Source organism: Arthrobacter sp. RT-1 (genome assembly GCF_003367205.1).
Classification (GTDB): Bacteria; Actinomycetota; Actinomycetes; order Actinomycetales; family Micrococcaceae; genus Arthrobacter.
Window position 1 is genome coordinate 143,409 of record NZ_QRGQ01000001.1, and the last position, 11,817, is coordinate 155,225.

Below are 11,817 nucleotides of genomic sequence, written 5' to 3' on the forward strand. Positions count from 1 at the left end.
CTACCGCAGCCCCCGTGGTGCCCATGACGGGCCAGCCGCGGCTTCTGGTGCTGGACGGCCACTCCATGGCTTTCCGTGCCTTCTTCGCCCTGCCCGCGGACAAGTTCTCCACGATGAACGGGCAGCACACGAACGCCATCCACGGCTTTACGTCCATGCTGATCAACCTGATCAAGGAACAGCAGCCCACCCACATCGCCGTGGCCTTCGACGTTTCGGACGAGACCACGCACCGCAAGTCCCAGTACAGCGAGTACAAGGGCGGCCGGAATGAGACGCCCCGGGAGATGAGCGGCCAGATCGACCTGATCGCGCAGGTCATGGAGGCCTGGGGCATCAAGACCATCAAGCTGCCGGGCTACGAGGCGGATGACATCCTTGCCACCCTTGCCGCAATGGGTGAGAAGGCAGGATTTGAGGTGCTGCTGGTTTCGGGTGACCGGGACGCGTTCCAGCTCATTACGGACAACGTCTTCGTGCTCTATCCCAAGAAGGGCGTGAGCGACATCCCGCGGATGGACGCCGCTGCCATCGAAGCCAAGTACTTCGTCAGCCCGTCCCGGTACTCGGACCTTGCCGCGCTGGTGGGGGAGACCGCGGACAACCTTCCCGGTGTGCCCGGCGTCGGCCCGAAGACCGCGGCCAAGTGGATCAACCTTTACGGCGGACTCGAAGGTGTCCTTGAGCACCTGGACTCCATCGGCGGGAAGGTGGGCGACGCCCTGCGGGAGAACGTCGAAAACGTGAAGCGGAACCGGATGCTCAATCAGCTCCACACGGACCTGGAGCTTCCCGTCACGCTTGATGACCTGTACCAGCCGCGCCCGGACCAGGCAGCGCTGGAGGATCTGTTCGACCAGCTCGAGTTCAAGACCATCCGCAGCCGGCTCTTCGCCCTCTACAGTGACCAGGAAACACCGGCGGCTGAGCGGGAGAGCATCGACGCCCCCGAATACACCACACCTGCCAGCGCCGCCGAACTGGAAGCATTCCTGGCCGCGGGGGCCGGGCAGCGCTCGGCCCTGGCGGTGGACCTCATTCCCGGACGGATCGGCGAGGACGCCGCAGCGCTGGCCATCGTCCGGGACGATGCCGCTGTTTACGTCGACCTGTCCGGCCAGGATGCGGAGACCGAGAACGTGCTGGCCGGCTGGCTGCGGGACCCCGAAGCGCCCAAGGTGATGCACGGCTTCAAGGCCGCCCTGAAGGCACTGACGGCACGCGGGCTGGAGCTGGAGGGCGTGGTGGATGACACCTCGATTTCCGGGTACCTCATCCAGCCCGACCGCCGCTCCTACGAACTCGACGAACTCGCCCAGCACCATCTCAATGTCGGCATTCCTGCCGCCACCGCCAAGGCCGGACAGCTGGAACTGTCATTTGACGGGGACGATACCGCCGCCGCCGACGCACTGGTCCAGGCAGCCGCCGTCGTGCAGTCCCTCAGCCGATACTTCGAAACCGAGCTCAATGAGCGCAAGGCGGAGGAGCTGCTGTCCACCCTCGAACTGCCGGTCAGCCGGGTGCTGGCCGACATGGAACTTGCCGGCATCGCCATCGACATGGACCGCATGGATGAGCAGCTCGCCGATCTTGCCAGGGTCATCGACCACGCGCAGGAGCAGGCGTTCGCGGCCATCGGCCACGAAGTGAACCTGGGATCGCCCAAGCAGCTGCAGACCGTCCTGTTCGATGAGCTCCAGCTGCCCAAGACCAAGAAGATCAAATCCGGCTACACCACAGACGCCGCCTCGCTGAAGAACCTCCTGGAGAAAACCGGGCACGAATTCCTGGTCCAGCTCATGGCGCACCGTGAGGCATCCAAGCTGCGGCAGATGCTCGAGTCGCTGAAGAAGTCCGTGGCGGAAGACGGCCGCATCCACACCACCTACGCCCAGAACGTAGCGGCCACCGGCCGGATCTCCTCGAACAACCCCAACCTGCAGAACATCCCCATCCGCAGTGAGGAAGGCCGCCGGGTCCGCGGAATCTTCGTGGTGAGCGAGGGCTACGAATGCCTGCTGTCCGCCGACTACTCGCAGATCGAAATGCGGATCATGGCGCACCTGTCCGGCGACGAGGGCCTGATCCAGGCATACCGCGACGGCGAGGACCTGCACCGGTTCGTGGGCTCGAACATCTTCCACGTGCCCACCAGCGAAGTCACCAGCGCCATGCGCTCAAAGGTTAAGGCCATGTCCTACGGGCTCGCGTACGGGCTGACCTCCTTCGGCCTGTCCAAGCAGCTGGAGATCTCGGTCGACGAGGCCCGCACCCTCATGAAGGACTACTTCGACCGGTTCGGCGCCGTCCGCGACTACCTCCGCGGCGTGGTTGACCAGGCCCGCGTGGACGGGTACACCGCCACGATCGAAGGGCGCCGCCGCTACCTTCCGGACCTCACCAGCACCGACCGGCAACTGCGGGAAAACGCTGAACGCATCGCCCTCAACAGCCCCATCCAGGGCTCGGCCGCGGACATCATCAAGCGCGCCATGCTGGGAGTCCACGCCGGACTGCAGGCCCAGGGCCTGAAGTCCCGGATGCTGCTGCAGGTCCACGACGAACTGGTCCTCGAAGTGGCCGCGGGGGAGCGCGCGGCCGTGGAGAAGCTCGTCACCGAGCAGATGGGCGCCGCAGCGGACCTCAGCGTACCCCTGGAGGTCCAGATCGGCGTCGGACCCAGCTGGTACGACGCCGGCCACTAACCCGTGCGGTCCATGTGACCGGCGTGTTTATGCTGGCCAGGCGCCGGAATCATTGACTAGGCTCGGACAAATGGCTGATCTGAGCGGAAACTATGAAATCCGGCGCTTCGGCGCGGTATCCAAAGGACAGGACGGCTACACCGAAGCGGACACCTGGAGCCGCGCCGTGTCCTTCGGGTTCCACGAGTCCACCCGGACGCCCGAGCATGTGGCGAAGGCCCTGGCCACCTACGAGGCTGACGGACGTGTCCTCACCGGGGCGTACCAGACCGGAACTGTAGCGCCGTCGTCGATGCCCGCGGAAGTGCCCGTGGCCACCTTCGCGACGTTCCGCAAGACCCTCAACATCGGGTTCGGCCGGACCCTGGACACCCAGCTGGTCACCTCGGTGACGGTGCGGACCTCGCACCGCCGCCGTGGCCTGCTCCGCCGCATGATGGGCGAGGATTTGCGGCTTGCCCGGGAGGACGGCATCGCCATGGCAGCGCTCACCGCCTCCGAAGGGACCATCTACGGGCGCTTCGGCTACGGAGTGGCCAGCTTCGAAAGGGCCGTTAAGGTGGACACCACCTCCCGGTTCAGCCTCCAGCACCAAGCCACGGGCAGCGTGGAGGTTGCCGACCCCAAAGCCCTGCTGGGCCTGGCGCCCGCGGTCTTTGACCGCGTGCACAGGCTGACTCCCGGATCCATCGGCCGGCAGGAGTGGTACCGCCAACTTGCCTCCGGGTCAATGGGCCACGAAGGCAAGGAGGATCCCGCCGTCAAAGTGGCCCTCCACTACGGCCCTGGCGGTGACGTTGACGGCTACGTCTCGTACAAGTTCCTGGGCTGGGACACCAAGCCGTACACGGTAGAGGTCGTGGACCTGCTGGCAGCCACCAATGACGCCTACCTCGAGCTGTGGCAGTACCTGGCGGCCATCGACCTCGTGGAGTGCGTCTCTTGGGGTGTGGCCCCGCTGGACGACCCCCTGGCCTGGGCCCTCACCGATCCGCGCTGCATCGAATCCTCGGACAGCAGGGACATGCTCTGGCTCCGGATCCTTGACGCTCCCAAAGCCCTGGCAGCCCGGCACTACCCGGCTGATGGGAAGCTCGTCCTGGACCTCGGTGACCCGCTGGGCCTCACCGCGGGAACCTACGCGCTGGCAGTCAACGGCGGCCAGGCCGCCGTCGAACGCCTGCCCGACGGCTCCGCCGCAGACCTGGCGCTTGACGTTTCCGCGCTGTCCTCGATCTACCTGGGCGGCGTCTGTCCCGTCACGCTGACGGCAGCAGGAAAGATCCGGGAAAACACGGACGGGGCCGCGCTCAAAGCCCGGCAAATGTTCGCCGTGGAGCGTGCCACGCACTGCATGACGCACTTCTGACAGGGATGTGTCAATGGCGCCGCTTTGACCCTTGTTGCAGCCTGCGACTAGAATAAACGGGCGTGTACCACGTGCACGTTTTCTACAACCCACAAAATCAGGATGACCCGGAGGATCCGTCGGATTCACCGCGAATCGCGCCTGCGTTCCATAACGCGGGCGCGCCGGTTTGCCTGACCGACTAACTATCCACAACGGAGCCCCTACTACATGACCATCACCTCCACCGAGAAGCCCGGTACCCCCGTAGTCGCGATCAACGACATCGGTACCGCTGAGGACTTCCTCGCAGCTGTCGACGCCACCATCAAGTACTTCAACGACGGAGACCTCGTCGAAGGTACCGTCGTCAAGGTCGACCGCGATGAAGTCCTGCTCGACATCGGTTACAAGACCGAAGGTGTCATCCCCTCCCGCGAGCTGTCCATCAAGCACGACGTTGATCCCGGAGACGTTGTCTCCGTTGGCGATCAGGTCGAAGCCCTGGTGCTCACCAAGGAAGACAAAGAAGGCCGTCTGATCCTCTCCAAGAAGCGTGCTCAGTACGAGCGTGCCTGGGGCGACATCGAGAAGGTCAAGGAAGAAGACGGTGTTGTCACCGGTACCGTCATCGAGGTTGTCAAGGGTGGTCTTATCCTCGACATCGGCCTGCGCGGCTTCCTGCCCGCATCCCTCGTCGAGATGCGCCGTGTGCGCGACCTTGCTCCGTACATCGGTCAGCAGATCGAAGCCAAGATCATCGAGCTGGACAAGAACCGCAACAACGTTGTGCTGTCCCGCCGTGCATGGCTCGAGCAGACCCAGTCCGAGGTCCGCTCCACGTTCCTCAACAAGCTGGAAAAGGGCCAGGTCCGTCCCGGCGTCGTTTCCTCCATCGTCAACTTCGGTGCATTCGTGGACCTGGGCGGCGTAGACGGCCTGGTTCACGTTTCCGAGCTGTCCTGGAAGCACATCGACCACCCGTCCGAGGTTGTCGAGGTTGGCCAGGAAGTCACCGTCGAGGTTCTCGAGGTGGACCTGGACCGCGAGCGCGTCTCCCTGTCGCTCAAGGCTACGCAGGAAGATCCGTGGCAGACCTTCGCCCGCACCCACGCCCTCGGCCAGGTTGTTCCGGGTAAGGTCACCAAGCTGGTTCCGTTCGGTGCGTTCGTCCGCGTCGAAGACGGCATCGAAGGCCTCGTGCACATCTCCGAGCTGGCTGTCCGCCACGTGGAGCTGGCCGAGCAGGTTGTCTCCGTTGGCGACGAACTGTTCGTCAAGGTCATCGACATCGACCTGGAGCGCCGCCGCATCTCGCTGTCCCTCAAGCAGGCCAACGAGGGCGTCGACGCCGACAGCACCGAATTCGATCCCGCTCTGTACGGCATGGCCGCAGAGTACGACGAAGAGGGCAACTACAAGTACCCCGAGGGCTTCGATCCCGAGTCCAACGAGTGGCTTGAAGGCTACGAGAACCAGCGCGCCGCCTGGGAGCAGCAGTACGCTGACGCCCAGACCCGTTGGGAAGCCCACAAGAAGCAGGTTGCCCAGCACGCTGCCGACGACGCTGCTGCTGCAACGTCCGGTGACGGCGACTCCGGCGCCACCAGCTACTCCTCCGAGCCTGCTGCCGCCGACACCGGCGCCGGCACCCTGGCTTCGGATGAGGCTCTTGCCGCCCTGCGCGAGAAGCTGACCGGCAACTAATTGCCACCGGCGCCGGGGTCTCCCGGCGTCAACGCAACAGGCCCCCTGCGGAAGCAGGGGGCCTGTTGCGCTTAAGCCGGCCGTGCGGCGTGCTCCGGCGGCAGGCGTTCCTTAAAGTTCGACGACGGCGCCCACCGTCCCGTCGTCGTCGTGCGTCAGGTCGCAGCCAAGCCCGGCCAGGAGGCGTTGCGCGCCCAGGTTGCCGGCCAGGGTGCGCGCAACCACCCGCGCCAGGCCGGCGTGGCGCGCCTCGTCAAGGACCAGCCGCAGCGCGGCACTTCCGATCCCCTGGGACCGGAAACTCCTGCCGAGCCAGATGCCCGTTTCGGCCGCAGTGCCGCAGCCGCCGTCGTCGATCCTGCGGAGCCGTACAGACCCGGCGAGGGTGCCGCCGGACACAACGCCCCACGTCTTCTCAGCGGCTTCCCCGTCCAGGCCGTCCGCTGCCGCGCGGTGGTAGCTGCGGAACCAGGCGGTGCGTTCCGGGTTCCAGCCCGGCCCGCCCAGCGGTGGTGCAACCTCATCCGGGGACGCGTCGCGCTTCGCCAGGGCCAGGAGCGCTTCCATGACGGCGTCGTCCACGTCCACCAGCGAAACGTCAGGGGAGCGGGACATCAACCCACTCCGTCCCTTCGGGGGTGAGCATGGCAGTGCCGGCAGTCAGGGACCGCAGGCGTTCGGCTGCAGCCTCGACGGAGGCTGGCTCGTCCGGCAGGGCCACGCGCAGCACGGTGTCCCGGCCGCCGTAGCTCGTATCGCCCATGACAAAGCCCGCCGCGCGCAGATCGTTTTCCAGCCGGCCTGCCGAAGCGGGCGGCACTGCCGTGGAGCAGATCCGCAGCCGGCTGCGGCGCACCATGGAAACCGCGGCAAGGGCCGATGAGACGGATTCGGAGTAGGCGCGGACCAGGCCGCCCGCCCCGAGCAGCACCCCGCCGAAATAGCGGACGACGACGGCACTGACGTCGCTGAGGTCGGCCACCCCGGGCATTGTCTCCCTTTTGGCGAGGGCTTCGAGCATGGGTATGCCCGCCGTGCCGGACGGCTCGCCGTCGTCACTGGAACGCTGCACATCCCGGTCCGGTCCGATGATGAAGGCGGAGCAGTGGTGCCGGGCGTCGTGGAACTCGCGGCGGAGGGACGCCACGAGGTCCCGCGCGTCGTCTTCCGTCCCGGCGCGCCGCAGGACGGTGATGAACCGGGAGCGCTTGATCTCGAGTTCGTGGCGGACATCGGGGCCGGCAGCAAGGGTGGTGTAGGCGGTGGTCCTGCTGTCTTGCTCCTGCATCCGCCCAAGTCTAGCGAGGTGCGGGGCCCACGCCACCCAGGATAGGGCGGTGGTGGCGAGGGATAGGGTGGGAGGGTGCTGAAGATCGGGTTGACGGGCGGAATCGCGTCCGGAAAGTCAGTGGTGGCCACGCGGCTCAAGGAGCGTGGCGCGGTGCTGGTGGACGCTGATGCCTTGGCCCGGGAGGTGGTGGAGCCCGGTACGGAGGGGCTGCGGCGCATCGTGGCGGAGTTCGGTGCGGAGATGCTCGACGAGGGCGGACGGCTGGACCGTGCCCGCCTGGGCGAGGTGGTGTTCGGAAATGCCGAACGGCTCGCCGTCCTCAATGGGATCGTCCACCCGCTGGTCCGCTCGCGTGCCGCAGCTATCGTGGATGACGCCGCCAGCGATGCCGTGGTGGTCCAGGACATACCGCTGCTCGTGGAAACGGGCCAGGGGAGCGCCTTCCACCTCGTGCTGGTGGTGGATGCACCCGACGATGTCCGCGTGCAGCGGATGCTGGAACACCGCGGCATGACGGCAGAAGCTGCCCGTTCGCGGATGGCAGCCCAGGCATCGCGGGAAGAACGGCTGGCTGCGGCGGACGTGGTCCTCGACAACTCCGGCACGCTAGAACAGCTGACCAAGCAGGTGGACGGGCTGTGGGACGGGCGGCTGGCGCCGTTCGCCCACAACCTCGCCGCAGGGACCCGCGCGGCGAGGACCGTCGGGCCTGTCCTGGTCCCGTACCGGGAGGAATGGGCACAGCAGGCGGCGAGGATCATGGCGCGGCTCATGACCGTGGCCCCCGGGCGCTTCCTGAAGGTGGACCACATTGGGTCCACCTCCGTCCCCGGGCTCGCCGCGAAGGACGTTATTGACCTGCAGATTGCGGTATCCAGCCTGGACGACGCCGACAATGCTGCGCCGCTGCTGGCGGAAGCCGGCTTCCCCCTGGTTCCCGGCGCCGGATCCGATACACCCAAACCCGCGGAGCCGGACCCCCGGCTGTGGCAGAAACGCTTCCACGCCAACGCCGACCCCGGCCGTCCGGTCAACCTTCACGTCCGTGTTGCCGGCTCGCCCGGATGGCGTTTCGCCCTGATGTTCCGGGACTGGCTGCGGGACGACCCGGCCGCGCTCCGGCTCTACGCAGCGCACAAGGAGGATCTCGCCGGGCGCTTTGCCGGTTCGGGGAGCACCAGGGCGTATGCGGAGGCCAAGGAACCGTGGTTTACGGATGTTGCGTGGCCGGGAATGTGCGCCTGGGCCGAACGCACGCGGTGGGAGCCGCCGTCGTCCGCGTCCTGAAGCCGCCCAGCGGACCAGCGCCTGTTCGCCCGTAACGGACTCGCCCCGCCAGTGTCGGTGCCCGGTTGTAGATTAGATCCATGAGCCTTGCGCAGGAGATCAACCGTGTTGTAGCGCCCTTCGAGGTCATCAGCGAATTCAAGCCCGCGGGAGACCAGCCGGCCGCCATCGCCGAGCTGACGGAGCGCATCAAGAACGGTGAGAAGGACGTGGTGCTCCTGGGTGCCACGGGTACCGGTAAGAGTGCCACCACCGCGTGGCTCATCGAGCAGGTCCAGCGCCCCACCCTGGTGATGGTGCAGAACAAGACCCTCGCGGCGCAGCTGGCCAACGAGTTCCGGGAGCTCCTGCCCAACAACGCGGTGGAGTACTTCGTGTCCTACTACGACTACTACCAGCCCGAAGCCTACGTGCCGCAGACGGACACCTTCATCGAGAAGGACTCCTCCATCAACGAGGAAGTGGAACGGCTGCGCCACTCCGCCACCAACGCGTTGCTGACCCGCCGCGACGTTGTGGTGGTGGCTACGGTGTCCTGCATCTACGGCCTGGGCACCCCCGAAGAGTACATCGCCGGCATGGTCACCCTCCGCAAGGGCCAGGAGATGAACCGGGACGTGCTGCTGCGGAAATTCGTCTCCATGCAGTACGCCCGCAATGACATGGACTTCCACCGGGGCACCTTCCGTGTGCGCGGCGATACGGTCGAAATCATCCCCATGTACGAGGAACTGGCGCTCCGCATCGAGTTCTTCGGCGACGAGGTGGAGAACATCTACACCCTGCACCCCGTCACCGGCGAGGTCCTCCGCGAGGAGACGGAGATGTACGTCTTCCCCGCATCCCACTACGTTGCCGGGCCGGAGCGGATGACCCGCGCCATCAAATCCATCGAGGATGAACTCGCCGCGCGGCTTGCCGCCCTGGAGGGGCAGAACAAGCTGGTGGAGGCGCAGCGGCTGCGGATGCGCACCACCTACGACCTCGAAATGATGCAGCAGATGGGCTTCTGCAACGGCATCGAAAACTACTCCCGCCACATCGACGGCCGGGCCGGCGGCACCGCCCCGCACTGCCTCATCGACTACTTCCCAGACGACTTCCTGCTGGTGGTGGACGAATCCCACGTGACCATTCCGCAGATCGGCGCCATGTACGAAGGCGACATGTCCCGGAAGCGGACCCTGGTGGACCACGGCTTCCGGCTCCCGTCCGCCATGGACAACCGGCCGCTCAAATGGGACGAGTTCCTGGAACGCATCGGCCAGACCGTCTACCTTTCCGCGACGCCCGGCAGATACGAGCTCGGCAAGGCGGACGGCTTCGTCCAGCAGATCATCCGACCCACCGGCCTGGTGGACCCGGAAGTCATCGTCAAACCCACCAAGGGCCAGATCGACGACCTCCTGGGCGAGATCCGGACCCGGGTGGAGAAGGACGAGCGCGTCCTGGTCACCACGCTGACCAAGCGCATGGCCGAGGACCTCACGGACTACCTGCTGGGCCACGGCATCAAGGTGGAGTACCTGCACTCGGACGTGGACACGCTGCGGCGCGTGGAACTGCTGCGGGAACTCCGGCTGGGCAGTTTCGACGTCCTGGTGGGCATCAACCTCCTCCGGGAAGGCCTCGACCTTCCCGAGGTGTCCCTGGTGAGCATCCTGGATGCGGACAAGGAAGGCTTCCTGCGTTCTTCCACGTCCCTGATCCAGACCATCGGCCGTGCCGCCCGCAACGTCTCCGGCCAGGTGCACATGTACGCGGACCGCATCACGGATTCCATGGCCCACGCCATTGACGAGACCAACCGGCGCCGCGCCATTCAGGTGGCCTACAACAAAGAGCACGGCGTGGACCCGCAGCCGCTGCGGAAGAAGATCGCCGACATCACCGACCAGCTGGCACGGGAAGACGCCGACACCCAGGAGCTGCTCAACAACAACCGCCTGGCCAAGGGAGCCAAGCGGACCAAGTCCGGGGCCAAGGGCGCCGCCCAGGTCCGCGCCGACGGCCTCGCCGCCGCCCCCGCCGAGGACCTGGTGGGCCTCATCGAACAGCTCACCGAGCAGATGCACGGCGCAGCCGCCGAGCTGCAGTTTGAAGTGGCCGCCCGCATCCGCGACGAGGTCAGCGAACTCAAAAAGGAACTGCGCCAGATGCAGGCGGCAGGCCACGCCTGAGCACCTACTGGGCACCACGGGGCAACTCCTGGACACGCTCCGGCAGACATCCGGCGCGGCATGGGGCGGCCCGGCAGTGGCAACACTGCAGGCTAAGGTACAGTTAACGTCACGTAGGGGAGTATCCCAAGCGCTACGATCGTCAACACGCAGGGCATAGTTGCTCCGCCGGGCGTAGCGGGCCGCCGCATCAGCACCAAGTGCGCAGGCAGGCCGGAGAGACTTACACCGCATCTCTGTACCCTGCGAAAGGCTACCCTGTGCTCGAATTGCCCGTGTGGTTCGAGGTCGGCTCTTTTGTCGTCCTCGGCCTGATCCTCCTGATCGACCTCCTGCTTGTGGTCCGCCGTCCCCACGAACCCTCCATGAAGGAAGCCGGACTGTGGGTGGCGTTCTACGTCTCGCTCGCGCTCGTGTTTGCCGGCGCCATGTTCGCCTTCACCGGGCCTGAATACGGCGGTCAGTTTGTCGCCGGCTGGGTCACGGAATACAGCCTCAGCATCGACAACCTGTTTGTCTTCATCATCATCATGGCCAGGTTCTCCGTACCCCGGAAATACCAGCAGGAAGTGCTGATGGTGGGCATCATCATCGCCCTGATCCTGCGCGGCATCTTCATCCTGCTCGGCGCCATCGTCATCGAGCAGTTCAGCTGGGTGTTCTACATCTTCGGAGCGTTCCTGCTGTGGACCGCCTGGAAGCAGGCCCAGGACGAAGGCGAAGACGAAGAAGACCGGGAAAACCCGCTCATCGCGAAGATCCGCAAGGTCATTCCCATGTCGGAGAAGTTCGACGGCGGCAAGCTGCGCACCACCGTGAACGGCAAGAAGGTCTTCACCCCGATGCTGATCGTGTTCATCACCATCGGCCTCACCGACCTGCTGTTCGCCGTGGACTCCATCCCCGCCATCTTCGGACTCACCCAGAGCCCGTTCATCGTGTTCACCGCCAACCTGTTCGCCCTCATGGGCCTGCGACAGCTGTACTTCCTGCTGGGCGGCCTGATGAACCGCCTGATCTACCTGAAGCACGCACTGTCCTTCATCCTCGCGTTCATCGGCGTCAAGCTGGTCCTGCACGCCATGCACGTGAACGAACTGCCGTTCATCAACGGCGGCCAGCACATCGAGTGGGCCCCGGAGATCCCCACGTTCGTCTCACTGGCCGTGATTGTCGGCACCATCATCATCGCGGTGGTTGCCAGCCTGCTCAGCTCCAAAGCGAAGGAAACCCACCTGGATCCGCGCCTCGAAGAAGACGTACGCCGGAGCCACAGCGACGTCGACTAACCGCTGA

At 65.8% G+C, this 11,817-nt stretch carries 8 protein-coding genes; 6 read left to right on the forward strand and 2 right to left on the reverse strand.

Annotation, left to right across the window (positions count from 1 at the left end):
* Nucleotides 1-65 precede the first annotated feature (65 nt).
* The 3 genes from polA to rpsA all read left to right on the forward strand — a co-directional run bounded on the left by polA (nucleotide 66) and on the right by rpsA (nucleotide 5,763).
* Nucleotides 66-2,708 (forward strand): DNA polymerase I, encoded by a 2,643-nt coding sequence (gene polA, locus DXK94_RS00655; RefSeq protein ID WP_258868393.1) that lies wholly within the window; start codon nucleotides 66-68, stop codon nucleotides 2,706-2,708.
* 70 nt (nucleotides 2,709-2,778) lie between these two features.
* Complete coding sequence (locus tag DXK94_RS00660; RefSeq protein WP_115523393.1) at nucleotides 2,779-4,077, forward strand: GNAT family N-acetyltransferase; 1,299 nt, start codon at nucleotides 2,779-2,781, stop codon at nucleotides 4,075-4,077.
* A 210-nt stretch (nucleotides 4,078-4,287) separates the two neighbouring features.
* Nucleotides 4,288-5,763, forward strand: a complete 1,476-nt coding sequence (gene rpsA / locus DXK94_RS00665) for a 30S ribosomal protein S1 (RefSeq protein ID WP_079596020.1) — start codon at nucleotides 4,288-4,290, stop codon at nucleotides 5,761-5,763.
* 111 nt (nucleotides 5,764-5,874) lie between these two features.
* On the opposite strand, the gene DXK94_RS00670 is transcribed toward rpsA, so the two are convergent.
* Both DXK94_RS00670 and DXK94_RS00675 read right to left on the reverse strand, forming a co-directional pair.
* Nucleotides 5,875-6,378, reverse strand: coding sequence for a GNAT family N-acetyltransferase (locus DXK94_RS00670; protein ID WP_115523394.1), 504 nt, complete (start codon nucleotides 6,376-6,378; stop codon nucleotides 5,875-5,877).
* Nucleotides 6,362-7,051, reverse strand: coding sequence for a YigZ family protein (locus tag DXK94_RS00675; RefSeq protein WP_115523395.1), 690 nt, complete (start codon nucleotides 7,049-7,051; stop codon nucleotides 6,362-6,364). The genes DXK94_RS00670 and DXK94_RS00675 overlap by 17 nt, the downstream gene beginning before the upstream one ends.
* Nucleotides 7,052-7,126: 75 nt before the next feature.
* Here DXK94_RS00675 and coaE point away from each other — a divergent pair, with 75 nt between their 5' ends.
* The 3 genes from coaE to DXK94_RS00690 all read left to right on the forward strand — a co-directional run bounded on the left by coaE (nucleotide 7,127) and on the right by DXK94_RS00690 (nucleotide 11,810).
* Entirely contained in the window at nucleotides 7,127-8,341 is a 1,215-nt protein-coding gene (coaE, locus tag DXK94_RS00680; protein WP_115523396.1) for a dephospho-CoA kinase, read from the forward strand.
* 80 nt (nucleotides 8,342-8,421) lie between these two features.
* A complete protein-coding gene (gene uvrB, locus DXK94_RS00685) occupies nucleotides 8,422-10,521 on the forward strand; it encodes an excinuclease ABC subunit UvrB (protein ID WP_115523397.1) in 2,100 nt (699 codons plus the stop codon).
* A gap of 260 nt (nucleotides 10,522-10,781) precedes the next feature.
* Nucleotides 10,782-11,810 (forward strand): TerC family protein, encoded by a 1,029-nt coding sequence (locus DXK94_RS00690; RefSeq protein WP_079596025.1) that lies wholly within the window; start codon nucleotides 10,782-10,784, stop codon nucleotides 11,808-11,810.
* The last annotated feature ends 7 nt before the right edge of the window (nucleotides 11,811-11,817 follow it).